Here is a 25647-nt window from a genome sequence, read left to right on the forward strand (position 1 = left end):
TTGCATAAAATACTCAGCCCAGCAAAAGGCCTAGGTCTCAAAAAAGTCAAAGATTAATTTCAAAAATTCTTTGTACTTGATCGGCTTCGCCACTTAGCCATTGCAACCGGCATCCATGATTTTTTCTCGATCGCCAGCCATGACAAGCGCAGTCATCGCGATGATATGTATTTGCTTGGTCAAGGGGTTTTCCTTGAGGACTCGTGTTGCCTGCAAGCCATCCACCCCTGGCAGTTGAACATCCATCAAAATCAAGTCAGGCTGCTCTTTGATCGCAAGCTCAATACCCAATTCTGCATCAGTCGCTTTCAAAACGAGATAGCCGGCGTTTTCTAGCAAAAACGATGCTAACTTCATATTTGACTCGTTATCCTCAATGACCAAAATTTTACGCATGATCGACCTTATCTTTGAGCATTGCCCGGTCGACTTCACGAATAAACAAACCATGCCTGAGATCAGATTTCTCTAGAATTTCTTTGGCATCTTTGCCTAATCTGTCGCGATCGGCCTGAGTAATTTGTTTCGCTGTGACAACAATAATGGGTATATCTCGAGTCGTGACATCGTTCTTCAGTGCATCAATCACATCAAAGCCACTTAGCTCTGGCATCATCAGGTCAAGCAAGATCAAGTCAGGTTTGCTTTCTCTCGCGATATTAATGCCCTGCCTGCCGTTAAAAGCCGACAAGACTTTGTAGCCTGCAACGTCAAGATGTGTACCAAGCAATTGAACTGCCTTTGGGTCATCGTCGATAACCAGTACGACCCCATGACGTTCAGCAAACCGGCGACCGAAACCCTCTGCCCCCAGGGCTCGGCTCAATTGATCACGGCTTACTGGTTTTTGTAACACCTGGTTCGCACCTAGAGACAAGCCACGTGCCCGATCAGCCACAATCGAAATAATCACCACTGGTATGGATGCAACATCAGTATTCTTTTTTAAGCGCTCCAAGCACTGCCACCCATCCATTCCTGGCAAATGAATGTCAAGCGTGATGAGGTCGGGTCGTTGCTGCACGGCGAGCTCAATGCCACGCTCAGCTGTCTCAGCCACGATTACTCGAAAACCAATCGCGACTAATTGCACCCTTAAGATTTCGGCTGCGGCGTGATCGTCTTCGATCACCAAGGTAACCGCTCCCATCCCATCGCTCATGATGGTTGAGTGCGATTTCAGCTCCCATGCGCACATAGGGTGATGTCCCTGTCGATAGAATTATTGCCCCTGCAGCGCAATGGGTTTTCATAATGACCCATTCCTCATCGCTTAATTGACCAACTTTAAGCAAGACACTATCCGGAACGCCGATTTTGCCAATATCGTGCATGGGACTTGCATGAAAAATTGCTTCACAGGTTTGAACTGATAGTTCCATCGCAACCGCTATCAGTTTGCAATAGAAACTCACTCTTTGAATATGTTTTCCAGTTTCGGCGTCTTTTCCCTCCGCTGCACGAACAAGCGTCAAGACGGTGTTGCGGTAAGACGCCTCAAGTTCAGCCGTACGGATACGGACTTGCTCTTCCAGTATTGTTTTTTGATTATTTAACAGATCCCCATATTTCTTTAAGCGAAGCAGGTTGCGTACTCTGACAACGAGGTCGACTCGAACCACTGGCTTAGTCAGAAACTCTTCAGCGCCCGCTTGGAGTGCTTTGATTTTTGTCTCTTGATCATCTAAAGCAGTCACCATGATGACTGGTATATTTTGCGTGAGCAGATCCGCTTTCAGCTATTTGACCGTTTCGAAGCCGTCCATACCTGGCATCATGATATCCAGCAAAATCAAATCAGGCTTTTCCACAACAGCCATCGCCAGCGCCACACGGCCGTTGCTCGCTGAAACGGTCGAATATCCCTCAGATTGCAACAAAGTTTCCATCAGCCTGACGTTGAGATCCTGATCATCGACGATCAGAATTTTGCTGGGGCCTAAGTCGGTAAATTCCATAGTCTGTCCAATCCCAATATTGTTGGGATTAGGCTAATGAATTGCAATTCCGCGGTCTGTGCGATGGCGCACAACGACAACACAGTTTCAGCCGGGTGGACAGGGACAAACGCGAACGTTCAGCTCCAACACTAAGTCTTTCACTGTACGTCCCGTTTATAGTGACAAGGTTCGCCTGATTGCGTATGCTAATTAAATCTTTTAAAACTCACTCAAGAATGATCGCGTTTGATCTGCTCACTGGATTTTTAGGCAGTGGAAAAACCACCTTGCTTAACGCTTTCCTGCAATTAGAAGCAGGGTCTGATACTGCCGTTATCGTTAATGAATTCGGCGCGATAGGCTTAGATCAGCTGGTCTATCAAGAATTTTCAGACGACGTCTATTTATTGGACAACGGATGTTTGTGTTGCACCGTGACACACTCGCTACGCGAGACCCTACTAGAAATCAAAAACGTAGCCGGTCGACTAGATCGTCCACCCCTGCGTCGTGTCGTCATAGAAACGACAGGTTTGGCGGACCCTCTGCCTGTGCTTCATGCGCTGCTCGGCGACAAGTTGCTCATGCAACATTTCAGTCTTGGTCAAGTGATAACCACCGTTGACGCAGTGCAAGGTGCTGAACAGTTATCTCTACACTTGGAATCACGGCGACAAGTCAGCCTAGCAGAGCACTTGGTCCTCACTAAAATAGACATGGCAGCGCCAGAACAGTTAGCTGAACTGCGCCGGCACCTGCAACACATCAATCCCTATGCTCAAGTCACGCTGTCTGCCATAGGCCAAGCCGCCCGATCTGTTTTTACGTCACCTAGCAGCGAGCACAGACCTCTGGGGTTACCTCGCACTGAACAAAGTATTGACCAATACCCGCTGCAACATACACGGCATCAAACAGCGCATACTCACGCCGATGATATCAGTACATGGAGTGCCTACCTTAACACCCGCCCCACCTGGGTCGGAGTCTCGGCTTGGTGGCACTTGCTGGTACAGCACTTTGATAGTCGGTTACTGCGATGCAAAGGTCTGATCCATATGGACGACCAGCGCCCGTTTGCAATGATTCAGGGGGTAGGTAAAGTGTTTCATTCCCCCACTTTTTTGCAAGTCTGGCCAGATGAGGATCCGCGCGGCCGTATCATTTGCATTGGCATGGGGCTTGATCCTGTCTGGCTGCAAGAGAGTCTCAGGGCGCTCACACTGACTGAGGCATCATACCGACCACGCACTCTAAATGAATTAGATAAATGTTTTTAAACAGAGGCACTATGAATACACCCGAATTTTTTTTACGGGGCGGCATACTCGTTGATGCGAGCTCAGACGGCACCCCCATGGACCTGCTGATCAAGGACGGAAAAATTGCGGCTCACCTGACACCTGGCACACCAGTCGATACATCCATCCCCGTCAAGTCAGCGACAGGTTTGCACGTGTTTCCGGGATTAATTGATGCGCACGTGCACTTCGGTTTTGGCGAGAAAATCACCGAATACGAGACCGAGACCATCTATGCTGCCCAGGGTGGTTTCACAACGGTACTCGGATATTTTTTAAATAATGAAGCTTATGCAGATGTCTTCAAGCGCGAACAGGATTATGCAAAAACCCGAGCTTACGTCGACTATGCCTTTCATTTCAGTACGGCAAACGAGGATCACATCAATCAGTTAGACGATTACGTCAAAACCTATGGCGTGACGTCGTTTAAATACTTCATGAACTTTAAAGGGGAAGAGGGGCGATATCTGGGTCTGGATGGCACAGATGACGGCTATCTGTTCGATCTGCTTACCAAAGCCGCCAGTCTCGGAGATGTAAAAGTGGTTTGCCACACCGAAAACATCGAAGTCGTCAACCGTATCCGAAGTCGAATTCAAGCTGGCGGCGGGTCGACATTAAAGGACTGGTCGCTCGCCAAGCCTGCATTCACAGAGGCCGAGGCATGCGTGCGCGCCATGTATTTTGCTGAACACCTGGGCGCACAAATCTATATTCCACACATCAGCACACGCATGGCACTGGACGAGGTCCGTAAATGGCGCGGCCGATACAACAAGGTTTTTGTAGAAACCTGCCCACATTATCTCACCCACACCGAGGACTCCGACCTAGGTGGCATGGGCAAAGCGAATCCTCCGTTTCGAACCGCGGATGACGTTGAGGCCATGTGGGAAGGCTTGCGGGATGGCTCGATCGACGTAGTCGGCTCTGACCACTGCCCACGCAAACGCGCAACTAAAGAAAAACCCATGTGGCTTGCCTCGCAAGGATTCCCCGGAACAGCCACCATTCTCCCAGTCCTGCTGCACGAGGGTTATCACAAAGGTCGCTTGAGTCTGCGTCGAATCGCTGAGGTACTTACGCAGGCACCGGCACGGATTTTCAATGTCGCACCAAATAAAGGTAGCCTAGCTGTTGGCACGGATGCCGACCTGACACTGGTTGATCTCAATTTATCTCGCGTCGTCAATCCTGCTGAACTCGGTTCTTATTCGGATTACAGCCTCTACGAAGGAATGACGCTCAAAGGCTGGCCAGTGCAGACAATCGTACGCGGTGAAACTGTGATGGCCAACGGCAAAATCACTGGACAAGCGGGCTATGGTACCTATATCTTTCGTTCACTGACTCAGCCCCAACAAGGAGCAAGCCTATGAAACCCTGGGATGGCATTATTAGTGATGAAGAGCAGCACGCCTATCGTGCAGCGGGTTTCGGTCGCCCCTCTGGTGTGGGTAAGCGCCCTGCTCTGCTGATCATCGATGTCCAGTATCGAACGACAGGCACGCAACCGCGACCGTTCTATGAAGCAATTAAAGAATTCCCCACCAGTTGTGGCGACGTAGCATGGGATGCCGTGGCTAACATCAAGATACTGCTTGATGCGTTTCGCAAAAATAGCTGGCCAGTGCTGTATCCCCACGTAGCACCCAAGAATAAAAATGAAGGCGGACGTTTAGCCGAGAAAATACCTGGCATCATGAATATCCCCACGCACGGCTACGATTTCGTTGAAGAAATCGCACCAAGGCCGGGCGACGTTCTGCTTCCTAAAAAACATCCCAGCGCGTTTTTTGCGACTGCCTTGGCAAGCCACCTGATCGACCTTCAGGCGGACACCCTTATCATCACAGGCTGTAGCACCAGTGGTTGTGTGCGCTCGAGTGTAGTGGACGCTTTTTCGCTGAATTTCAAAGTTCTGGTCCCTCACGATGCTGTCTACGACCGCAGTCGAGTGTCACACGCCGTGAATCTGTTTGATATGTCAGAAAAATATGCCGATGTGTCTTCAACCAGTGATATTGTAGAAACCTTGAGAAAACTTTAGGCTTTGGAGAAAAAATGAAATTTTTTAATCGACGCTCTATTCTGGCGCTTTTAGCAATCACGATCAGTAGCGCGACACTATCAAACGCCGCGTACGCGCAAGCCAAAGAGACTCTGAAATTCGGTCTCGCCATGCCTCTATCTGGATCACAAGCACTGTATGGTGCTGATCAAGTCAAAGCGTCTCAGTGGGCGGTTGCCGACATCAACGCCAAGGGTGGCGTCAACGGCAAAATGCTAGAAATGATTGTGCTGGATACCCAGGCTGATCCACAGTTGGGGATCAATGCGGTCAAACGCCTGACCAGCGTCGACAACGTGCCAGTTTTCATCACCGCCTGGAGCGCAGTGGTCAAAGCCGTAGCGCCGATCGCCAATCGAGACAAAGTACTTGAGTTAAGTGTCGGTGCAAACTCGCCCGAGATTGCCAAGTTAGGCGACTACGTATACACGACGTTCCCGCTTGCAGAGGTCGATGTCAGTGGCCTCGCCAAATACACCTTCGCCACGTTGGGCAAAAAGACAGCCGCGATCATGTACATCAATAACGATAGCGGTGTTGAAGGCGCTGCCATCTACAAAAGCGAATTCGAAAAAGCGGGCGGAAAAGTCGTTGCTTATGAAGCCTACGACACCAAGGCAACTGAATTTACCGGCGCGCTGCTAAAAGTCAAAGCTGCCAATCCGGATATGATCCACATTCAGGGTCTGGTGTCAGATATCCCGCAAGTGATTGCCCAGATGCGTCAGCTCGGTCTGCAGCAGCGCGTATCTACATACTCAGTCGGCTACAACCCAAAAATCATTGAACAGCTTGGCACCGCGGCCGAGGGTTTGATCGTAACGTCGCTCGCACCCGGCGTCTCTGACAACCCAAATGTCGGGACCTTTATTCAACGCTGGAAAGACACTGAAAAACGGGTACCTAATGGCCTGCCTTATACCCAGTACCTGTATGACGGTCCGTACTTGGTTGCAGAGCTCTACAAATGGCTAGAGCAAAACAAACTCCCAGCCACAGGAGAAAACATGCGCAAAGCATTGATTACCGTCAAAAACTTTGAATTACCCATGACCGGTGGACTACAAGTTGGTGAAGACCATCGCGTCAACAAACCCGTTTACCTCTTGACGGTAGACAAGGGCCAGTTCGTTCCGCTGGCCACCATTAAGTAAGAACCTTCGCCTTATTTGGTCACGGTTGCCTTGGCGGTGCCGTGACCGATCTACCGTCAATCGAAGGACTGCTGTGATTGATATCAGTATTTTGGTACAGATTCTCTGGACAGGGCTATCCGCCTCGACCTACGCCGTTCTGTTTGCTGTTGCATTTTCGCTCGTGCTTAAAGTCGTCAAGGTCTGGAACTTTGCGCAAGCTGGGCTCATGGCTCTTTCGTTTTATGCGATGTACGCATTACATGCCTTGCTGGGGCTACCCATTCTGGCATCGGCAGCTCTGGGGCTACTCGTCACGATTGCAGCGAGCGTGTTCATGGACCGCTTCGGCCTACAGACACTTCGCAACAGAATGTCACCGAATCTGACTTTCTTTATTTTCACCTTAGTGGTCTCTGAGTTTCTTGCCTATTTATTGGCCATGATGTTTGGCACGGAGCCGGTTGCTCTCACGCAAAGCATCATGTCAGGGGTCAATATCATCAATGGCATTGTGATCAGCAACTGGGATATCCAGGCTCTGTGTGTAACTGCCGTCTTGCTGTTAACCCTTTACCTGTTCATCAGTAGAACGCGTGATGGCCAATTCATGGCAGCCGTTGCCGACAATCCAGAACTCTCTCGGTTTTATGGCATCAGTGTCAAACGCGCATACGTCACGACGTTTGTGATCTCAGCTATTTTGATCACAGCTGGCATGTATCTATTTGGAACGCGTGCATCCGTGATCCCTAATACCCCTCTGCAAATGATGCTGTTTGCGGTCATCGCAACCCTATTGGGCGGTATGGGTCATATTTTTGGTGCTGCGCTGGCAGCTGTTGCCCTATCACTTATTCAGGGCCTGAGTATTTTTGTCATACCGTCACAATGGCAAGGATTGATCCTTTACGTTTTTCTTTTTGTCACGATCTTGTTCTTTCCTCAAGGTGTGAGTCTGAAAAAGCTCAAGCAATTGACACTTATCCGCAAGACGCAATGAACTGCGCAATCCAGAAAGGTTTCTGAATATGGAGTATCTCGTCTCATTAGCGGTGCTGATTGGGATCTATGTGATTCTTAGTTCGAGCTTTAACCTGATTATCGGTTTTGGGGGACTTATCAGCATTGCACATCCTATTTTTTTCGCGCTGGGTGCCTACACGACTGGCTTATTGGCCATTCACTTTGAAGTTCATCCGCTGCTAGCCGTGTTAGCTGGAGGTAGCGTTGCATTTCTTTCTTCAATGATGCTTTCGTTGCCCTCGCTGCGCATTTCGGGTGATTATCTGCTCATCACAAGTATCGGCTTTCAGTTGGGTTTATTAGAAGTCATCAAGCATTTGGGCTTTACGGGTGGTGCCAGTGGCCTAGGCAATATTCCCAATGTAGTGGAAGGTCCCTCACGCAGTGCCGTGTTTGCCTTCGCCTCCTGTGCCGTTGCTTTAGCGGTAGTGCTGATGATCCGCTGGCTCTTGACTGGCCCCTACGGTCGTGTCATTTCTGCGATGCGTGATGATGAACTGGCGTTTTCCGCATTGGGCAGAAATGCAATGATGATTAAACTCGCATTATTTGCGATTGGCTCAGGTTTCGCGGGAATTGCTGGCGGTATTTATGCCTATTACTACCAGTACGTCAGTCCCGATCAGTTCGAGATTTTACAATCAGCAATGTTATTGACGATGGTGGTTGTTGGTGGCATGGGCTCACACCTCGGCCCAGTGGTGGGTGCGGTGCTACTGCTTCTGTTACCGCAGGCAATCAGTTTTATGAATTTGCCGCCCAGTGTGATGGCACCGCTACAAGGTGTGATTTTCACAACACTCGTCATCATTTTTCTGTTTTGGCGACCACAAGGCCTGATTGCGCCTGCCCAACGCCAAGCACAAAGGAAGTCTTGAAATGACTACCCTGGTTTCCCTAAACACTGTATGCAAGAGTTTTGGCGGAATTGTGGTTGCAGATCATATATCCATCGATATTCATGGCGGCGAAATTCTCGGATTAATCGGACCCAACGGTGCCGGCAAAACATCCCTGTTTAATCTGATCTCTGGTCTCTATCCGGTGGACTCGGGCACTATCACGGTCGCGGGAAAACCTCTAGATGGTTTGCCTATGTATCAGCGAGCGCGCCTTGGAGTGGCCAGAACGTGGCAGCACATGCGTTTATTTGCAAGCATGACTGTTCTCGAGAATATTCTGGTAGCACCGCGTGACTATCCGGGTGAAAAAATTTCTCAAATTATTTTTCGTACCAAACAAATCAACTCTGCAGAGCAAGCTCTATGTGAGCGTGCCATGAGCATCCTGCACCGTATGAATCTCACGTCGATTGCTCATTCCAACGTTAGCGACATTAGCTTTGGTCAACAAAAGCTGGTGGGTTTAGCCCGCGCGTTGATGAACGATGGCGACTGCCTGCTTCTCGATGAGCCGATGGCAGGCGTTGAGGGGAATGCGTACGAAACCATGAAAACTATCGTGCGAGAAGAAGCTGCAGCGGGACGTGCCATTTGTGTCGTTGAGCACAACGTCTCTTTCATTAAAGACTTGTGTAACAGCGCTGTGTTTATGGCTCGCGGTTGTATTCTTGAACGAGGTAGCGTCCAGACCTTGCTTTCCAGCAAAACGCTGGCAGACCTGTATTTCGGCACATAAGCGGCGTTTAACCAGAAGGAATAGCGACAGTGCTTCAAGCAGAAAACGTCAATGCTTATTACGGTAAGCTTCAGGTCTTGCACGAGCTTTCACTGACGATCACTGATGGCGAACGGGTCGGTATCTTCGGCCACAATGGGGCGGGCAAAACAACTTTGCTTAAGAGCTTAGTGGGCGATGTCTCGCAGGTCGACGGAACCATTCACTACCATCAGCACGCGATTCTTGCTGGCCAGGTTCACCTCAACGTGCGTCGTGGTATCGGTTTTGTACCGCAGGGCAACAATGTTTTTCGTGAGTTATCCGTTGAACAGAACCTGCGGATCGCCGGATTGATGCATGACACGGCTTATGCAGAATCGGTGTATGGGATTTTTCCAATTCTTAAAGAGCGTCAGCTTCAGCAGGCCGGGTCGTTGAGCGGAGGACAACAGCAAATGTTAGCGCTGGGCATGGCGTTGATGACGCGCCCTCGAATACTACTGCTCGACGAACCCACCACCGGCCTGGCCCCTATCGTCGTTAAAGATGTACTGAGTTCAGTGCGGACGATTAATCAAAGTGAGGGCACAACCGTGCTGATCGTCGAACAAAACGTTCAAGCGACACTTCAAGAAGTTGAGCGCGCCATCGTGCTCAAAGCAGGACGAGTCATTTTTGATGGAGCCAGCAAGCAACTACTTGAAGAAAATAACCTTTGGCATTTATTTTGAAATTTCTATGAAAAACATGACACCACGTGAGGCTGCTGGACAAGGATTACGAGAATTGGTTACTTGGGCAGCACGTCAGGAATTAAGTGACATCCCTGTCGACGTTCGTCAAAAAACGCTGATGATCATCGCTGACGATCTGGCGGCAATCATATCGGCTGAGAACGAACCTCAAATCGTAGCGGCTCAAACAAAGATAACTGCCCGTGGCCCTTCCGGATCCGCTTCGCTGTTTAGGCAAGATCGAGCAAAATTAGCCCCGCTACAAGCTGCTCTGGCTAATGCACTGGCTGCCAGTTGGAACGAACTTGATGAGGGTTATCGCAAAGCAGTATGTCATGCTGGCCTCTACACACTGCCGATTTTGCTGGCGCTTGCCGAGAGTGAAAATTTGTCGACTGCCGAGGTAATACGTGCCAGTACTCTCGCCTACGAAGTCACCGCTCGCTTTGCCAGAGCGTGGCGCTTTAGCACTCTGACCATTCACCCACACGCTTTATTTAACACTGTTGGCGCAACCGCAGCCATTGGCTTTTTACGTCGCTTACCAGCCCAGCAAATGCTCGATGCCCTATCAAACGCCAGCACTTTGGGTGCTGTTGGGCCATACAACCAGGCTTTGCGTGGCGCACTGATTCGTAACGCGTGGGCTGCTGCAGGTATCTTCAATAGCTTTCAAGCGATTGAATGGGCTGAGGCAGGTATAGCCGGGTTGGCAGAAACACCCCACGATGTCTACCACGAGACGCTGGGGAGTGAGGCCCACATTCAGGAGCTGACCGTTGGTCTGGGTGTTGATTGGGCAGTTAGCTCGGGATACCATAAGATCTACGCATGCTGCCAATATGCTCACTCATCAATTGAAGCGATGAGTGAAATTTTGCTTACTCACCCAGAACTGCAAGGCGGTGCAGATGTCATCAAGATCGAGCTCAAGACTCATAGCCTTGGTGTGTCATTAGATAATCAGGAACCGTTAACCACGCTTGGGGCCAAGTTCTCGATGCCGCACGCTCTGGCTGCGTCATTGGTATACGGCCACGGTGGGGCACAAGCGTTTGGTACCGAATCGATAAGCGATCAGCGTGTCGCGCGTTTGCGACAACAAGTTGAAATCCAACTAACCGATAAACCATTGCCTTGGCCGCAAGACCGCCCTGCTTTCTTGACGCTGGTCACCACCGATGGCCATCGCTACAGCGCGAATTGCCTGAGTGCACGAGGCGGTCCTGATCGTCCTTTCAGCAACGAAGATCTTTGGGCAAAGATTGATGAGTTGTCGTCTTCAACCGCTCCAGGCCTGACTCGAACAATGCAAGCGCTTCACTCAGATTGCAATGGCGAGTCCGATTGTGTTGCGCTGGCAAAGCCCTGGCGAGCGGTTGTTGATCAATTTTTTAATCTCGCGTAAACAAGTCAAAGAATTTCAAGCACGTGTCGGGAACGAACAGATGGATGCTGTTGATAAGCAATGGGACATGAACGTCGACGTACTGGTGATCGGTGCAGGCGGCTGTGGGCTGGCTGCTGCCATTGCCGCGCATGACGAAGGTGCACAGGTTGCAATCGTTGAGAAGCGTGACAAGCCAGGTGGTAACACGGCGCTCAGCACGGGATCTATCCCCGGAGCAGGTAGCCGCTTTCAAAAAGCTGCAAATATCATCGACTCGCCCGAGATCATGATCGCTGACCTTGAAAGGATTGCTGGTCAACATGAACTCAGTCAGGTCAGTGACTACCTGTCGAGGATATCCGCTGAGCTCTGCGAGTGGTTGGTAGATTCTGTACCGGCACGCATGAGCCTGATCACCGATTACTGCCACGTCGGCCATTCTGTCCCACGTTTGCACGCGCCCGCTTCACGTCGCGGTCAAGACCTGATGGACGATCTGCTGGCTGGTGTCGCTAAGCGGGACATTGCCCTAGCTGTGGGTAACCCAGTGCAATCACTGCTGACTTCTTCGGACGGGGATGTGATCGGTGCTTTGATTGCTGGTAAAGGTGTAGAGTCCTCGCGCATTAAAGCCAGCAAAGTGATTCTGGCCTGCAATGGTTTTGCTGCAAACCGTGATTTGGTCAAAGAATTTTGTCCTGAAATTGCGGGGGCCGAGTACTTTGGTGCGCTGGGCAGCCAAGGGGAGGCCGTGCAATGGGGGCGTGCGCTTGGTGCTGGTTTAGCCAATATGGCTGCCTACCAAGGCTATGCAGCGGTTGCCTATCCCCACGGCTCACTGCTGTCATGGACTACGTTGGAAAAAGGCGGGGTTCTAGTGAACTCGCAAGGTGAACGCTTTGGTAACGAGGATATCGGCTATTCGGGATATGCCCGCCTCGTACTTGAACAGCAAACTGAAGTATTTGCCATTTTTGATGATCGAATCAAAACCATCGCGGATAAGGAAGATGAATTCAGGGATCTGGTCGAACTCGGTGGCATCAAAGCAGCGGCGAGTACAGCAGAACTCGCCGCACTGTTTAATTTGCCAGTCGATAAGTTAGCCAACACACTTGCGAGCTACAACCAGGCTGCGGATGGCAAGGCAGCAGACAGGTTTGGTCGCAATAAATTCGGTTTGGCTCCCCTGCAAACAAAATACTGGATCTGCCGAGTCACACCAGGCCTGTTCCACACGCAAGGTGGTTTAAAAATAGATACGACTGGACATGTCTTAAGGCGAGATGGCAGCCGCATCCCCAATCTCTTTGCTGGCGGCGGGGCAGCAGGTGGCATCAGCGGCCGAGCAGGCGCTGCTGGCTATGCCTCGGGCAACGGCCTGCTCACGGCGATCGGTTTGGGTTATGTAAGCGGTCGCACTGCCGTTCAAGAGCTTGGCCTCAATCTTGCTCAGTAACACTCCCTTTTTTGACCCGGCCGCGTGAGCGCGAAAGAGGCCCGTTCGACCGTTTCAAACCGCAAACGATGTTTGCGGTACAGACCCCCTCTTTCACCCTTGATTTAGTTGAGTCTAATTAGCCGGAAACGGCAAAGGCTTTCCCTCAGGCGGCATCTCCTGACCAAGAGCTAGCAGCATGGCTACCCCGACATAGGTGCCGCTGACCGCAACCAAGTCAACGAGTTGTTGCTCTCCCAAAATAGCTTTGGCTCTGTTAAATAACTCGTCTGGAACGTTATGCGTGCGAATGAGAGCCATACTGACGTCATAGACTACCTCTTCGTCTGGTTTCATGTTTGCAGGACGAACTCCTTTTTTCACATCGTCTGCAATCTGTTGTAGCAGCCCCGCTTTGAGCGCCAGGGGGTAATGCGCAAACCACTCAATTTGGGACTTCCATTCATTACCTTGAATGATGATGGCAAATTCGTTCAAGCGGGTGGGCAATGAGGTATTGAAACGCAAGTAATCAAGCAGCTTATTGAGTCGATCAGCATACACAGGGCTTCTAAACATAACGTTATAAGGCCCAGCCAAGCCAACGCTTGAGAGTTTGATAATGTCTTGAGCCAATTGCTGGCCTTCGGGCGCGATTTGCTCTAGCGTGATTTGTGGAAAGCGTTTTGGGGCGCCTGGGGTGGGCGGGGTTTGAGAGCGCGGTAGGCTCAGTGGGTGCGCTAGTGCACCCGCCAAGACAAATCTTAAGCTAAACAACATTATTTTGTGAGAAATTAGTTGTCGTGACCTGTCCGGTTTTATCGGACCGTCACAATGCGGGTGGTAGCGAAAACCAATCCGTGTTGTACGGCAGATCGATCGCTTGCTTCAAATTGAACTAGGTATCGTAGCTCAACCCGGCTGTTTGATAAGCCGTCGGACTACGTTCACGCAGAATCGAAAACTCACCACTATAAAGAGTGGTGATCCGCTGGCTCATACCGTACGCGACGTTCACGTGAAACTGCGGCGCTATCTATGCTGCGATAGCGAAAGGCGATTTGATTGCTCATGGCTCGTGCTGTCATCAGATCCTCACAATGAGATATCTTTGAGAGATCTATTTGCTTTACATCTGTAAAGTAGCGACGGATAAATTCATCCCTTCAAATCCGTATAGTGTGGCAGGATTGCTCACAAGAATTTTTTCAATTTGTCCTGCTGTATCAGTCCAGCGAGTTAGTAAGTCAATGAGATTTGCATCATCAGGTTTTGATGTCTCGGTAGGGTGAGGCCAATCGCTGCCCCACACCATTCGCTCTGGAGCTGTTGCAACGTAACTGCGTGCGATAGGATCTAAATCGCGATACAACCCGTCCGCTTGGAACTGAGAATCTAGATATGCGCCCGAAAGTTTGATCCAGGTACGCCCCGACTGTAATAATTCAGTGACGATACGATGCGCAGGATGTTTGATGCCAATGGGCAGAGGTATACGTGCCAAGTGATCAAATACGATGGTGCCTGGCAGTCGTTTAACAAGTGCTTCATGTTCAACAATTTGATCCGCTGTCCAATGAAGTTGAATATGCCAGCCTAACTCATGAACTCGCCGTGCTAACGGTTCGACCATCTCAAAAGTGACGGGGGCATTCGTTGCGTTGTAAAGCGTAAAGCGAATCCCACAAATTCCACCATCATCCATGATTGCCAGCTCTTGGTCTGTCACACTGGTGTTCACGACGCCCACTCCACGGGTATTTTGCCGACCGAGTTGCTCGATACCCATCAACGTGACGCGATTGTCTGTTTGAGAAGCGCGTGGGTTCACAATAACAGTTCTCGTGGTTCCGAGGCGTTGTTGAATAAGTTTGTATTCGGCTGCAGTCGCTTGCGATAGCATGCCGTGCGCATTCGGTGAAGCATAGGCGGGGTCATACAAATGAATATGAGAGTCACAGGCGTTTGCAGGTACTTTGAGCTTAGGTTTGTCAGTGCCGCTAGAGTGCGGAATCGTATTCATGATTGAGTCTATTGGTTTAAACGAGTGATTTCAGCTTTGATTAAATCCGTATGCTGACCCAGTGTGGGGGCCGCGAAAGGTTCAGGTCCTGGGGTTCGGCCAAACTTGATGGCTTGGCTCAATCCGCGGAAGTTACCAACGACAGGATGATGGTAGGTGGCAATCATTCCTTGATCAAGAACTTGAGGGTGGTCAAACATGTCTTCGATCGTTCGTGCTGCGGAGCAGGGCACTTCTTCACCAAAGTGAGATTCCCACTCAAGCGCTGATTTACGCATTAAAGCGGTGTGTAATTGCGGAACAATCTCAGCGTGGTGGATGGCTCGTTTTTTTACACTGTCGTATCTCTCGTTACAGGCAAGCTCGTGAAGTCCCGTTTTTTCACATAGCGCTGTCCAGAAATGCGGGGTGTTTGCAGAAATGTATAAGTAACCGTCTTTGGTAGGGTGAATCCCGGTAATACCGCCAGATCTCATGTCGCGACCAACGTCTCGCCCTTCATTTTCAGCCCAAATGAGACGGCCAGATTGCAACGTCATTGCGGCAGCAAGCAACGAAACGCCAACAAATTGTCCTTGCCCGCTGCGCTCGCGCTCATACAAGGCGGACGATACCGAACCAGCAACGAGTGCGGAGGCATAGTAATCAACGATTGATCCATAGAGAATTTCTGGTGGACCGTCTTTCTTACCCTGCAACACACACATTCCCGTCATGGTTTGCAGTACTTGATCAAATCCTGCTTTATCTTTTAATGGGCCAGTGTCGCCGTAGCCACTGACTGCGCAATAGATGAGTCGAGGATTGATGGCTTTAAGTTGATCGTACGAGATGCCTATCCTTGCTGGAACGCTGGGCCTAAAGTTATGTACGAGGACATCAGCAGTTTTGACTAACTCGATTAAGGCGGCATGATCCTGTGTCTGCTTCAAATCCAACATGATCCCAAGCTTGCTGCGGTTCATTCCGAGAAACGCACGACTTTCGGGATGCAGCGAGGATGGATATTTGCGCAGATTATCTCCAATCGGCGGTTCTATTTTGATGACTTCTGCGCCTTGGTCGGCTAGCAACGCGCATCCGTAAGGACCTGCGATGTAGGCAGACAGATCCAGCACTCTGATCCCGCTTAAGGGGCCTTTGGCGCCCTTGCGCTGTGGAATGACGGACTGGTGATCTATTGAATCTGATGAGTTTACTGTCATGATGCTTATTCAGGTTGAATATTCGCTTGGTGAGCTACTACTTGCCAGCGTTTGATTTCGTTTTTGATGTAGATTGCAAAAGCTTCGCTAGTCATAGTCGCCGTTTGTGCGCCTTCTTTATTGAGGAAGTTCTGCATAGCTTGTTCTAACATGATTTTATTAATCGTTTGATTAAGTCGCTCAACAATAGCGTCAGGTGTATTTGCTGGAGCGAGCACTCCCCACCATAGATCGACCACACTGCCGTTTAACCCAGCCTCCTGCAAAGTTGGTAATTGGGGCATCGCTCGGGCGCGTTCCTTGCTTGTCACACCCAAAGCCAGAATTTTCCCTGTGTTGACTTGAGACAATAAGGACGGTGCACTCGCTACGATCATATCGATTTGTCCTCCAAGCAAATCAGTGACTGCGGGACCCATTCCTTTGTAAGGTACGTGAGTGAGCTGGATGCCAGCGGCTTGGGAGAATGCCTCCGTTGCAAATTGATTAATGCTACCAATACCAGATGTTCCGTAGTTCACCTTCTTAGGATTGAGTTTGGCGAAATCAATCAGCTCGGTTAAGGATTTGTAAGGAGTATTTACATTGACTGTGACGAGCAAAGGCCCCTTGGCGATCATTGCGACAGGCTTAAAACTCTTGATTGCATCGTATTGCAAATCTTTCCTGATCGCGGCTCCGGTAGTGAATGTCGAAGATAGCAACACCAATGTATAGCCATCAGGCACTGCTCGCGCAACCAGGTTATTAGCGAGTATGCCTCCGGCTGCTGGCTTGTTCTCGACAATCACAGGTTGACCTAGTTCATCCTGAAGTCTTTTTGACAAGGTCCTCGCGAAAATGTCATTTGAGCCACCCGGTGCGCTACCTACGAGGATTGTGATTGGTTTGCTCGGGTATAGGTCTTGGGCGTATGCGCAAAGAGGGATTGCGATCGACACTGAGCACAGCGCGGCAACGATACCGCCTACTAGACGGAATAAACGCATGCGAGGTTCACTCGTCATGCTTTGATCAAGCCCAGTCTTGTTGAGTAAGCCACAAGTTTCTGTGCGCTTTTGAAAAAAGGTGGATCTATCATCTTGCCGTCTACTACATAGGCTCCAATTCCCTGACTATCAGCCAATTTAGCGGCTTCCAACACTTTAAGTGCATGAGCAATGGCTTCGTCGTCAGGTCTAAAGGCCGCATTAGCCATTTCAACTTGGCTAGGATGGATGCAGGTTTTACCTGTATACCCAAAACTTGCAGCCATTTTAGCTTCGGTGATGAATCCATCGGTATTTTTGATGTCCGCATACGCTGCATCAAATGCGTCTATACCGGCTTCACCTGCCGCCAGTTTGACTTGCATCATGGTGTGCTCAATGGCATGGGCTGATTGTCTTGAAATGCCGAGTGGTTCAAACAAATCCGCCAGACCCAATTGCAGGCCGCAAACGCGAGGATGGGCGCTCGCCAAATCATAGGCTAAGCGCAGCGCGCGCGGTGTTTCAATGTTAAGTAAAAGACGTATTGGTGAATTTCCGTCAATGTTCACGCCATTACGTTGCTCTGCTTGTTCGATTGCGCCTACCGTCTCCAGGACGTTTTGAATGCTCTCAGGCTTTGGCAAATTGATTATCTGGACACCCTTTTGAACAACTTGAGCGATGTCGTCTTGAAAGTAAGGCGTGTCCATAGCGTTAATGCGAACGATAAGGGTTTTCTTACTTTCAATTGCCGCAGCTGACTCGAAGAAGACCTTGAGATTATTGCGTGCTTCTGATTTTTTGGCTGGAGCAACGGCGTCTTCTAAATCGAATGACAGCGCATCCGCGGCGCTAGACAAAGCTTTCTCAAATAACTCGGGTCGCGATCCTGGGACAAATAGTTTGCTACGCATTTTCTTTGTATACCTAAAGTTGTTTTGTTAGCCGCGTTTGATGAGCAGTCCTCCGTCAACTGGCATTAACACGCCAGTGACGTATTTTGATTCGTCTGAGGCGAAAAATACAGCAGCGTTGGCAACGTCCCAAGCGGTACCCATGTAGCCCATTGGCACCAACTTATCGCGAGCTGCACGGATTTCTTCTCGCGTAACGCCGGTCTCTCTCGCACGGCGCTCGATTGCCATCGGTGTATCCATAAAGCCAGGCAGAATCGCATTTGCCCTAATTCCAAAAGCAGCGTTTTCCATGGCAATGTGCTGTGTCATGGTGTTGATTGCGCCTTTACTCGTTTTGTACGTCAACGTAGGCCGTGCCGCCAAAGAAGATGTCGAAGAAATGTTGATGATGCTTCCAGCTTTTTGTTTAATCATAGCCGGCAAAACATGTTTGCAGGTCATGAACATTCCGCGCAGATTTAATCCCATAATGTCATCCCACGCCTTGACGTCTAGGTCGACCGTTTTTCGATCACCTTCTGACTTGCCAACGTTATTGTGTAGGATATCGATGCGTCCATAGCGCTCTAGGCAGGTCGCTGCGATTCGTTTGCAGTCCTCTTCATTAGTGATATCGGCAGTCATTGTGCTAGCCACACCGCCATATTTTTTTACAGCATGAAATGTTGCATCTGCTCGGTCTTGTCCGATGTCCACAAGCAGCAGTGTTGCGCCTTCTTCTGCAAATCTTTCCGATACGGCTCTGCCATTGCCTATGGTTTCGCCTGGCTCTTGGCCAGCCCCTACGATTATTGCCACTTTTCCTTCGAGGCGTCCTGAGTGATTCATGTTGCTCCTTTTTCTTGACTATTGAAATAACTAGTCAGCTTTAACGTGAGCATCTTTGATGACACGCTTCCATTTTTCTTGCGGTGTATGTGCTGGCGCGACCCTGCCGTACCAAGGCAGTACATCGTAGCCTTTCACCCCAGCTTCAGCCAGCTTTGGTACATCCGGTAATTGTCAACTTTAATCCGGCTCACCTCCAGGTGGTTAAAATTCAACCGGATCGAACAATCAGAATCGATTAAATTTCGTTAATTGCAACCGACAAATAACAACGAGACAAGCATGTTTAACCAATCCAAGGCTTTTTTCCGCGATCATCTTTACAGACAAACCGTCGCGATGGGTCTATTCGTCGCAATGACATTCCCGGTTCATGGGGCGGACAGCCGAGCCGTCTATCCCGATCATCCGATTAAACTGGTCGTGCCTTACACCCCAGGCGGCGGTGCAGACACTAACTCCAGGATGCTAGCTCAACCGATGTCGACCGACCTAGGGCAAACTATCATTATTGAGAATAAGCCCGGAGCAAGTGGTGTGGTGGGTGCCATGGCGGTCTTACAGGCCCCTCCTGACGGTTATACGGTTTTTTACGATACGTTCCCTTATGCCGTAAATGCGGTTATGAGAGAGCTTCCGTTTGATCCTGTCAAAGATATGCTACCGGTCTCCCAGGCAATCAATATGCCTCTGATTTTGGTTGTTCCGCAAGATAGCCCCTTCAAAACGGTAAAAGATCTCGTCGATTACGCAAGAGCCAACCCGAATAAACTAGATTACGGATCTTATGGCGCTGGCGGTGCTGCGCATCTAGCTGCCGAATTACTACAACGTGACGCTAATATGAAATGGGTTCACGTGCCTTACAAAGGTGGCGCACAAGCCATTGCCGACGTTCTAGCAGGCCGACTCGCCGGTTACTTTTCTAATCCAATCACAGCGCTACAACATCTTCGCTCTGGCAAGCTAAGAGCGCTTGCGACGACTGGTCCCAAACGTATGGACGCATTACCAGACGTACCAACCTTCGTGGAATTGGGATTTCAGAACTTCATCGTGGTCGAATGGAACGGATTTTTTGTTGCCAAAGGAACGTCAAAACAAATCATTGATCGACTTGCCGAATCGATAAACAAAGCAGCTAGTGATCCAGTTGTCGTAAGTAGAATGAAGTCCTTGGGTATCGATCCAATAGGCAATACGCCAGCTGAATTTGCAGCGTTTTTGCAAGGTGAAATCAAACAATGGAGCGCCTTGGTTAAAAGCAACAATATACGTGCCGATTAATTAATAGGCAGCACGCAGCAAACTTACATAGTTTTCATGTGTCAAAACACAAGGATTGGTTTTGTGGGCATTGTCTGCAAGTGCGGCTGCGTTTCCCAGACCAAACGAACTACTCGACGATGGCTTGCAGTCGCTCTAGCGCATCATCGAGCACGACTTGAGGCACACTTTCAATCTTGCGTGCTTTACGCGCAGCGAGGTCAAGCATGCGAATCTTATTCAAGAGCGCAACGCCTTTGGTCTTGCACCCGATGCCCATTAACGTAACGGCAAACCCCGCATACCTAGCGTAATCGCCACCTTGAGTAATTGGGGCAACCAAGACGTCACCAAGCTTGTTAAATTCTTTGGTCGTCAACACAAGGGCTGGTCGAGTGCCACGCTGCTCATGTCCGACAGTCGGATCCAGAGGAACGTTGACAATATCCCCTCTCTCAAAAACCTTCACCACTGCACTTCTTGCCCGACAGGACGGGCAACATCCCACAATGCGAGGTCTGCTGGCATTGGCGCCTTCAAGTCGCACTGAGAAATCATATCGGCCAATACATACCTGCGCTTAGGAGTCAGAACGATCTTGCCATCGGGCGTAGTGTTCAGTGTCATGTGATGACCAACACTCAACCCCAGGTCTTTCAGCACGGGGGGTGGCATGACGAGTGCCGTGCTGTTACCCATCTTTTTTAGTACGATTTCCACAAAAACCTCCAGCTAACTATTGATACACAAATTTTATCATCATAAGACCTAAAATGTAAAACAATGTATTACTTTTATGCGCCGTGGTCGAATAGATTTCGGTTCCCGTTAGCTGGTTATTTAGTTGTCGTTATCGATGACTTGCAGCGCAAGCTTGACGCAGCCAAGGCAACCCTCACCAAACGCCTCACGTCACCAACGTGACGACGACCACTGCTGACTAAATAAACCTTAAAAGAAGTGGGAAAATTCTACCTCTATCCCCGGTTAACCTGGGGGACGATTACCATGCCTACCCGTTACACGATAAAACGGTGACCATCACGAACTGCGGACGAATCTGTATTGACGGTAAAAAGATTCACTTCAGTACGGTCTTTGCGGGGCAAGACGTAGGCCTACGTCAGGTCGAAGACGACGTGTGGCTTGTGAGTTTTATGGAATACGATATGGGATACTTTGATTTGGAGTCTCACAGAGTACAAGCCTTGGAGAACCCATTTGGCCCCAAAGTGTTAACTATGTGACCGGTACGATATGTAAACCATGTGTTCGGTACATACCTAATAATTTTGGCTCCCCGACCTGGACTCGAACCAGGGACCTGCGGATTAACAGTCGCACTAGCTATAAATAGGAATAAATAAAATACACTTGAAAATCATGATCTTAGAGAGATAGTCGCTTCTAAAACACGAGTGTATTCGTTCCTTTTTATGCCCTTTTGAGTGCTTATTTCAGCATTTGTGGTGCGGTTTTGGCCACAGGTCAGGGCACGACTACATGCAGAATTAACTTAGTCAATTGGCTTAAAGCAGAGCTCTGCAAGCTAACATTATGACGTTCTTACACGCTTACGCCAAGTTTTTTGGATATAGCAAAATCGCAGGCTGCAAGAATAATCGTTATTACCCTGCCCTGGGTAATAACAAACAGCGAAGCCAAAAAATTAAATGAGATCATAAAAACTCCGTTGGTTACTTCACGATCGGACCCGTTCTTTGATCCCACCCACATCCTAAGCTTGCTACCAATGTCAACCAACGTGTAAACTGACAACCAGGATGTCAACTAGGCGCTTTTTCGTGCGCCCACAACCAGAGGAGTGAAGCTGTGAGCGAGAAGATGGCCAATGCCCCCGTGTACTACGCCCTGGCACAAGCACAGTTCAACCCTGTCGCCGCTATGGCTAAGTACGTTGGAGAGGTGCAGGATATTCTTCGGCGCGATGGCTATACTTCCTTCGAGCCACACCAAGTCGCCCACCTACAACTTACTGCAGCGCCTGGCCAAGCTTCAAGCGAACCACAGGTTGCGCACACCACGTCTTGGCTTATAACGAAGGGGGATCGCGCTTCAGGCTTTATCTTGAGTGCAGCTTCGATTACCTTCCACTCGACCCACTACGAAACGAGCAAAGAGTTCATCCCAGAACTATTGCGCGGGCTAAAAGCTGTGCATAAAGTTGTCGGTCTTGAACACATCAGCAGGCTGGGCCTGCGCTATCTTGACGCAGTGCTGCCACAATCAGATGAAACGATTGAACAGTACCTAGCCGATGGGTTACTTGGTGTTCACTTTGGTGCTACGCAAAGGTACGCACTAAATGAGTCAGTTTTCGAGACCCAATCCGCCCCTCTCGTCACCCGAGGAACTTTGGTGGCCCGCGTTCACCGAATGACCTCACCTCTGGGTTATCCGCCCGACATGCTGCCCAGCGGCCTCATTCCAATGCCTAAGTTTGACATTAAAGACGCAACGCCTCATGCGGTAATTGACACAGATCACTTTGTTGAAGGACGAATGTCTCTAGATTTCGAAAAAATAGATGAGCAATTGGTCTCTCTTCACGCGACGATGAAGTTAGTGTTCGATGCCACCGTTAAAGATCACGCTCGCGCAGTTTGGGCATAAGATAAATTTATACAAAAAAATGTACTCTATTCCAATTTCGACTCGGCCTATGCAGCAAGATTGGCCGTCAGCAAAGACTGTTTTCGCGGTGATGGGCATGATATTGGCTGGCACCGGCAGTGTTTATGGGCTCGACCGTACTGAATCTTGGCGACATCACATTCAGCCTCGGGTGCCGTTTATTCTCGATGCTGCCGTTGCATCGACCAGCGGTACTGAACGCCTCGATGTTAGGACGGCTTCCGAGCATATCGAAAGTATCCGCAACGTTCTGAACCCGGCCATTACAGATTTAGTCGGCCTATTTGACGTCTCTCGCCAAGCCATCTACAAGTGGCTCTCTGGCGACTCAACTCCTGAGCCAGACAAACTCAATAGAATTGTTGAATTGAGCAGAATTGCTGATGCATTTCAGGCAGCGGGGGTGTCTCGTGCAGGGGCCTTAATAAAGATGAAGACCTTTGCCGGACGATCCCTGATGGATCTGATTCAGTCAGGCGAGAATCGCAGCGAGCATGTTACAGCCCTGATTAGCGAGGCCAAGGCGATGGAGGCTTCGTATAAGCAGTCTGGCCTTGCGACCTCCAAATCCAAACCTTCCAGCGATTGGCAGTCCTCCATTTCAATCCCCGGCTCCTCTGAGAGCGTGTGAAATAGGAGCAGTGGATGTTAGGAAGGGATACCGAATGGCGCCAGGGAGACCTGCTTTCTGACGAAGTCGCCTATTCACTGGAATTGGTTGAACGTCTCGGTTCAAATCGTCGCGTTGTCTTGATCTCTCACGATTGCGACTTACCCAATGATACTGAGCTATTTGTCGAGGTCATTGTGGGCTCACTAATTCCAACTCGCGATCCGATGGTTACGCACGCAAGGAACCCTCGTCGACTGCATCTGACATACGTATCCGACGAGCGTCCCGACATGACTATTGAGCTTCGTCATATTGATCGACAGCAGATAAACAAAGCTAAGTTCGCCCAGATCACGACTAGAGACATAAATCTACTTCTGCATGCTGACGAGAAGCGCGCCTTAAAACAGTGGCTGGCAGCTCGATATGGGCGTCCCACGTTCCCCAATGCGTTCGAGAACCGGTTACGAAAGATCGTTGGCAAAAAGTCTGTGGAACATCACATCGCAAAAATCCTAAAACCGGAGTCATCGTACTTAGTGGCACTTTTCTTCGATCTTGGTGAGCACAGAGCCATTGAGTTGGAGCACGGAGCACCCTATTTCTTATCGATCTCAGTTGTTTATAACGCCACCGAAGGTGGAGCGAAAGCTAGAGGAAGCGCTGAAAAAGTTGCGCGAGAACTCCGCACGCTCTTCGATTCAGCCTATGGAGCTCCTGAGTATGCAACAGAGATCGAATTGAGCGCAAGCAACGCAGTTGCAGACACATTAATCTCCCTGGCAGATCTACTTAAAGTAGACCAATGGCGGCTCGAATATATCAGTTTAAGTGAAGAGCCAATGGGCGATTTTCTTCCTACTGGTGCGACTCCCGTTTAGACTCGCTTCACTACCCAGGCAGCTAGTAATCAGGAGGGCTCGGCGCAATGCAGTTGCGATAGACCCATTTAGTGGTTTAAATATTCGATCTACGACGAAGATCGCTACCCTTTTCATCGCTAAGCCTAGAAAAAATTTCCATCCCTTTTGAACACCCTTTCCTCAATATGCAAACATCTTTCCCTGCGTCAGAAGAAAATTTTCCAATAGTTTTACAAAAAATGATCGACTACGTTCAGCCTTATATGTCCGCCATAGGGCTAGTCAAACCTGGGGACGATCGTAAACCGCCCGGAGATCATTGCGGCACTGGTTCATTCATCACTTTTAATAACCAGCGTTATATTTTGACATGTGACCATGTCGCAACCAGAAAGAAACTTGGCACCTTGGGATTTACGCAGTTTGATGCGGAAGAAGGGCTATCTATTGCAAACTCATTTGACTGTATGCCCTACCCGGTTGATGCAGCAGCTTCTCCGCTTTCAGAAAACAGCTGGCATCTTATTTCGCATAGGGCAAAATGTATTGATCGAAAAATGCTTTCACAATCGCATAGGCCGGTCGAGGGTGAATATCTATTTATTTATGGATTTGCCGCGATCGACACTAAAACAGCGTTTGGTGAGCACATCATCCCTGGAACAGGCGCTTTTGTTCATGAAGTGCCGTACGACCCTGCCTTGGACTCCGAAAATCCTAAAGTTATTGACGGATTTCACATCTGTATGGCATTCAATCCGATGAACGCTGATCAACTCGAAGGGAGGCCTGCCCCCTTACCACTAGCGGAGGGTATGAGCGGATCTCTAGTGTGGAATACACGTTACCAGGAGCTAACAATGCAAGAAAAGCACTGGAGCGCTGAGGACTCGCGGATCACCGCTATTTTATGGGCCAGCTCGACCAAGACTTGCTCGCTTGCGGCTACACCCATCGAACACCTAGAACCGTTATTCAAAAAACTTGAACGTGTTTGCTAGTGAAGAGTGCCGTTGTCAGAACTCATAGTTGTCCTACGAGATCATGTATTGCAGCGTGCGTAGTCTGCTCCGCCTTGTTATTTTTTAACTAATGTCAACAACATATGCGTTAACAAGTAGGACACCAGGTACCAGCTTTTATCGAGTGAGGAACCGCATCCCATTCATGCCCTTGGGCGCATTTCCAGCGTAACTTCGTGCGTGCGTTCGTGTAATTATCTGATAAGCACTGCCCACCCCTCTTGGCTGCTAGTTCTCGCATTTGAACGACTGTAAGAGGGTGATTTCGACTGCAATGTGGGCACCAAGTACCATTGGCTATGTTTAATGGTCTGGCCAGCCATTGGTGTCCGTGAAGGCATTGCCACTCTAGCGGATGTTGCATGCCTTCATACTTTTGAGATAACAATTTTCCGCCCTTTGTTACGGCCAACTCCCGAAGTTCATCAATCGACCGTCGGACACAGACTGGGCACCAAGTACCTCTACGTATGCTGTTGTATGTAGCCTGCCACTGGTGCCCTTGCTCACATTCCCAAATTAAGCTTTCGCTAGAGCTCACGTATCGGGTTGACAAAAGTCGGCCGCCGCGAAGTCGCGCAGAGTCTTGAATCTTTTCGATGGGATTGCGTGATTTCTGTGCCTTTGC

General features: G+C 49.5%; 26 protein-coding genes and 1 pseudogene. 15 read left to right on the forward strand and 12 right to left on the reverse strand.

Annotated features, from left to right (window positions below; genetic code table 11):
• Positions 1 to 93 precede the first annotated feature (93 nt).
• The 4 genes and pseudogenes from BCM14_RS11750 to BCM14_RS15340 form a co-directional block, all read right to left on the reverse strand.
• A complete protein-coding gene (locus BCM14_RS11750; RefSeq protein WP_106228216.1) occupies positions 94 to 396 on the reverse strand; it encodes a response regulator in 303 nt (100 codons plus the stop codon).
• Complete coding sequence (locus BCM14_RS11755; protein WP_259673580.1) at positions 389 to 1150, reverse strand: response regulator; 762 nt, start codon at positions 1148 to 1150, stop codon at positions 389 to 391. The genes BCM14_RS11750 and BCM14_RS11755 overlap by 8 nt, the downstream gene beginning before the upstream one ends.
• Complete coding sequence (locus BCM14_RS15435; protein WP_375318482.1) at positions 1053 to 1622, reverse strand: HD-GYP domain-containing protein; 570 nt, start codon at positions 1620 to 1622, stop codon at positions 1053 to 1055. The genes BCM14_RS11755 and BCM14_RS15435 overlap by 98 nt, the downstream gene beginning before the upstream one ends.
• Positions 1605 to 1958, reverse strand: a pseudogene (locus BCM14_RS15340) (response regulator); the annotation flags it as partial. The pseudogene BCM14_RS15340 and the gene BCM14_RS15435, both read right to left, overlap by 18 nt.
• Before the next feature lie 185 nt (positions 1959 to 2143).
• Here BCM14_RS15340 and BCM14_RS11770 point away from each other — a divergent pair.
• The 10 genes from BCM14_RS11770 to BCM14_RS11815 all read left to right on the forward strand — a co-directional run bounded on the left by BCM14_RS11770 (position 2144) and on the right by BCM14_RS11815 (position 12677).
• Positions 2144 to 3220, forward strand: coding sequence for a CobW family GTP-binding protein (locus BCM14_RS11770; RefSeq protein WP_106228220.1), 1077 nt, complete (start codon positions 2144 to 2146; stop codon positions 3218 to 3220).
• An 11-nt stretch (positions 3221 to 3231) separates the two neighbouring features.
• A complete protein-coding gene (locus BCM14_RS11775) occupies positions 3232 to 4623 on the forward strand; it encodes a dihydroorotase (protein ID WP_259673581.1) in 1392 nt (463 codons plus the stop codon).
• On the forward strand, positions 4620 to 5294 hold the full coding sequence (locus BCM14_RS11780) for an isochorismatase family protein (protein WP_106228222.1): 675 nt from the start codon (positions 4620 to 4622) through the stop codon (positions 5292 to 5294). Before BCM14_RS11775 ends, BCM14_RS11780 begins: the two co-directional genes overlap by 4 nt.
• A 14-nt stretch (positions 5295 to 5308) precedes the next feature.
• Positions 5309 to 6469 (forward strand): ABC transporter substrate-binding protein, encoded by a 1161-nt coding sequence (locus BCM14_RS11785; RefSeq protein WP_106228223.1) that lies wholly within the window; start codon positions 5309 to 5311, stop codon positions 6467 to 6469.
• Between the two features lie 73 nt (positions 6470 to 6542).
• Entirely contained in the window at positions 6543 to 7451 is a 909-nt protein-coding gene (locus BCM14_RS11790) for a branched-chain amino acid ABC transporter permease (RefSeq protein ID WP_259673582.1), read from the forward strand.
• A gap of 28 nt (positions 7452 to 7479) precedes the next feature.
• Positions 7480 to 8352: a branched-chain amino acid ABC transporter permease gene (locus BCM14_RS11795; RefSeq protein WP_106228225.1), complete on the forward strand. Its 873-nt coding sequence runs from the start codon at positions 7480 to 7482 to the stop codon at positions 8350 to 8352.
• 1 nt (position 8353) lies between these two features.
• Positions 8354 to 9112 (forward strand): ABC transporter ATP-binding protein, encoded by a 759-nt coding sequence (locus BCM14_RS11800; RefSeq protein WP_106228226.1) that lies wholly within the window; start codon positions 8354 to 8356, stop codon positions 9110 to 9112.
• Between the two features lie 29 nt (positions 9113 to 9141).
• A complete protein-coding gene (locus BCM14_RS11805) occupies positions 9142 to 9825 on the forward strand; it encodes an ABC transporter ATP-binding protein (RefSeq protein ID WP_106228227.1) in 684 nt (227 codons plus the stop codon).
• A 7-nt stretch (positions 9826 to 9832) separates the two neighbouring features.
• Complete coding sequence (locus tag BCM14_RS11810; RefSeq protein ID WP_259673583.1) at positions 9833 to 11236, forward strand: MmgE/PrpD family protein; 1404 nt, start codon at positions 9833 to 9835, stop codon at positions 11234 to 11236.
• Positions 11163 to 12677 (forward strand): FAD-dependent oxidoreductase, encoded by a 1515-nt coding sequence (locus tag BCM14_RS11815; protein WP_259673584.1) that lies wholly within the window; start codon positions 11163 to 11165, stop codon positions 12675 to 12677. Before BCM14_RS11810 ends, BCM14_RS11815 begins: the two co-directional genes overlap by 74 nt.
• A 114-nt stretch (positions 12678 to 12791) precedes the next feature.
• Here the strand turns inward: BCM14_RS11815 and BCM14_RS11820 are convergent, their stop codons facing one another.
• From BCM14_RS11820 to BCM14_RS11850, 6 genes are all read right to left on the reverse strand, one after another.
• Positions 12792 to 13412: a carboxymuconolactone decarboxylase family protein gene (locus tag BCM14_RS11820; RefSeq protein WP_259673585.1), complete on the reverse strand. Its 621-nt coding sequence runs from the start codon at positions 13410 to 13412 to the stop codon at positions 12792 to 12794.
• Positions 13413 to 13785: 373 nt separating this feature from the next.
• On the reverse strand, positions 13786 to 14679 hold the full coding sequence (locus BCM14_RS11830; RefSeq protein ID WP_106228230.1) for an amidohydrolase family protein: 894 nt from the start codon (positions 14677 to 14679) through the stop codon (positions 13786 to 13788).
• Between the two features lie 8 nt (positions 14680 to 14687).
• Positions 14688 to 15884 carry a CaiB/BaiF CoA transferase family protein gene (locus BCM14_RS11835; RefSeq protein ID WP_106228231.1) on the reverse strand — a complete coding sequence of 399 codons (1197 nt, stop codon included), beginning with the start codon at positions 15882 to 15884 and terminating at the stop codon, positions 14688 to 14690.
• Positions 15885 to 15889: 5 nt separating this feature from the next.
• Positions 15890 to 16891 (reverse strand): tripartite tricarboxylate transporter substrate binding protein, encoded by a 1002-nt coding sequence (locus BCM14_RS11840; RefSeq protein WP_259673586.1) that lies wholly within the window; start codon positions 16889 to 16891, stop codon positions 15890 to 15892.
• Entirely contained in the window at positions 16888 to 17769 is an 882-nt protein-coding gene (locus BCM14_RS11845; protein ID WP_106228232.1) for an HpcH/HpaI aldolase/citrate lyase family protein, read from the reverse strand. The genes BCM14_RS11840 and BCM14_RS11845 overlap by 4 nt, the downstream gene beginning before the upstream one ends.
• Before the next feature lie 27 nt (positions 17770 to 17796).
• A complete protein-coding gene (locus BCM14_RS11850) occupies positions 17797 to 18600 on the reverse strand; it encodes an SDR family NAD(P)-dependent oxidoreductase (RefSeq protein ID WP_106228233.1) in 804 nt (267 codons plus the stop codon).
• 282 nt (positions 18601 to 18882) lie between these two features.
• Between BCM14_RS11850 and BCM14_RS11855 the strand changes: the two genes are divergently transcribed.
• The gene (locus BCM14_RS11855) at positions 18883 to 19887 is read left to right on the forward strand and encodes a Bug family tripartite tricarboxylate transporter substrate binding protein (protein WP_106228234.1); all 1005 of its coding nucleotides are present in this window, start codon (positions 18883 to 18885) and stop codon (positions 19885 to 19887) included.
• A 109-nt stretch (positions 19888 to 19996) separates the two neighbouring features.
• Here the strand turns inward: BCM14_RS11855 and BCM14_RS11860 are convergent, their stop codons facing one another.
• The gene (locus BCM14_RS11860) at positions 19997 to 20335 is read right to left on the reverse strand and encodes a type II toxin-antitoxin system ChpB family toxin (RefSeq protein WP_375318481.1); all 339 of its coding nucleotides are present in this window, start codon (positions 20333 to 20335) and stop codon (positions 19997 to 19999) included.
• Positions 20332 to 20586, reverse strand: coding sequence for an AbrB/MazE/SpoVT family DNA-binding domain-containing protein (locus tag BCM14_RS11865; RefSeq protein WP_106228236.1), 255 nt, complete (start codon positions 20584 to 20586; stop codon positions 20332 to 20334). The genes BCM14_RS11860 and BCM14_RS11865 overlap by 4 nt, the downstream gene beginning before the upstream one ends.
• A gap of 1113 nt (positions 20587 to 21699) precedes the next feature.
• On the opposite strand from BCM14_RS11865, the gene BCM14_RS11875 reads away from it, so the two are divergent.
• From BCM14_RS11875 to BCM14_RS11890, 4 genes are all read left to right on the forward strand, one after another.
• Positions 21700 to 22500: a TIGR04255 family protein gene (locus BCM14_RS11875; protein WP_259673587.1), complete on the forward strand. Its 801-nt coding sequence runs from the start codon at positions 21700 to 21702 to the stop codon at positions 22498 to 22500.
• 49 nt (positions 22501 to 22549) lie between these two features.
• Entirely contained in the window at positions 22550 to 23152 is a 603-nt protein-coding gene (locus tag BCM14_RS11880; RefSeq protein WP_106228238.1) for a transcriptional regulator, read from the forward strand.
• 14 nt (positions 23153 to 23166) lie between these two features.
• Positions 23167 to 24015, forward strand: coding sequence for a hypothetical protein (locus BCM14_RS11885; protein ID WP_106228239.1), 849 nt, complete (start codon positions 23167 to 23169; stop codon positions 24013 to 24015).
• Between the two features lie 167 nt (positions 24016 to 24182).
• Positions 24183 to 24998, forward strand: a complete 816-nt coding sequence (locus BCM14_RS11890; protein WP_106228240.1) for a hypothetical protein — start codon at positions 24183 to 24185, stop codon at positions 24996 to 24998.
• Positions 24999 to 25647 lie beyond the last annotated feature (649 nt).

Source organism: Jezberella montanilacus, from assembly GCF_003003055.1.
GTDB classification, from domain to species: Bacteria; Pseudomonadota; Gammaproteobacteria; order Burkholderiales; family Burkholderiaceae_B; genus Zwartia; species Zwartia montanilacus.

Excerpts from the sequence above, each read along its gene's own strand:
- BCM14_RS11750 (WP_106228216.1), bottom strand. The coding sequence starts at position 396 with ATGCGTAAAATTTTGGTCATTGAGGATAACGAGTCAAATATGAAGTTA.
- BCM14_RS11755 (WP_259673580.1), bottom strand. The coding sequence starts at position 1,150 with ATGGGAGCGGTTACCTTGGTGATCGAAGACGATCACGCCGCAGCCGAA.
- BCM14_RS11770 (WP_106228220.1), top strand. The coding sequence starts at position 2,144 with ATGCTAATTAAATCTTTTAAAACTCACTCAAGAATGATCGCGTTTGAT.
- BCM14_RS11775 (WP_259673581.1), top strand. The coding sequence starts at position 3,232 with ATGAATACACCCGAATTTTTTTTACGGGGCGGCATACTCGTTGATGCG.
- BCM14_RS11780 (WP_106228222.1), top strand. The coding sequence starts at position 4,620 with ATGAAACCCTGGGATGGCATTATTAGTGATGAAGAGCAGCACGCCTAT.
- BCM14_RS11785 (WP_106228223.1), top strand. The coding sequence starts at position 5,309 with ATGAAATTTTTTAATCGACGCTCTATTCTGGCGCTTTTAGCAATCACG.
- BCM14_RS11795 (WP_106228225.1), top strand. The coding sequence starts at position 7,480 with ATGGAGTATCTCGTCTCATTAGCGGTGCTGATTGGGATCTATGTGATT.
- BCM14_RS11800 (WP_106228226.1), top strand. The coding sequence starts at position 8,354 with ATGACTACCCTGGTTTCCCTAAACACTGTATGCAAGAGTTTTGGCGGA.
- BCM14_RS11810 (WP_259673583.1), top strand. The coding sequence starts at position 9,833 with ATGAAAAACATGACACCACGTGAGGCTGCTGGACAAGGATTACGAGAA.
- BCM14_RS11815 (WP_259673584.1), top strand. The coding sequence starts at position 11,163 with ATGGCGAGTCCGATTGTGTTGCGCTGGCAAAGCCCTGGCGAGCGGTTG.
- BCM14_RS11830 (WP_106228230.1), bottom strand. The coding sequence starts at position 14,679 with ATGAATACGATTCCGCACTCTAGCGGCACTGACAAACCTAAGCTCAAA.
- BCM14_RS11835 (WP_106228231.1), bottom strand. The coding sequence starts at position 15,884 with ATGACAGTAAACTCATCAGATTCAATAGATCACCAGTCCGTCATTCCA.
- BCM14_RS11840 (WP_259673586.1), bottom strand. The coding sequence starts at position 16,891 with ATGACGAGTGAACCTCGCATGCGTTTATTCCGTCTAGTAGGCGGTATC.
- BCM14_RS11845 (WP_106228232.1), bottom strand. The coding sequence starts at position 17,769 with ATGCGTAGCAAACTATTTGTCCCAGGATCGCGACCCGAGTTATTTGAG.
- BCM14_RS11850 (WP_106228233.1), bottom strand. The coding sequence starts at position 18,600 with ATGAATCACTCAGGACGCCTCGAAGGAAAAGTGGCAATAATCGTAGGG.
- BCM14_RS11855 (WP_106228234.1), top strand. The coding sequence starts at position 18,883 with ATGTTTAACCAATCCAAGGCTTTTTTCCGCGATCATCTTTACAGACAA.
- BCM14_RS11880 (WP_106228238.1), top strand. The coding sequence starts at position 22,550 with ATGCAGCAAGATTGGCCGTCAGCAAAGACTGTTTTCGCGGTGATGGGC.
- BCM14_RS11885 (WP_106228239.1), top strand. The coding sequence starts at position 23,167 with ATGTTAGGAAGGGATACCGAATGGCGCCAGGGAGACCTGCTTTCTGAC.
- BCM14_RS11890 (WP_106228240.1), top strand. The coding sequence starts at position 24,183 with ATGCAAACATCTTTCCCTGCGTCAGAAGAAAATTTTCCAATAGTTTTA.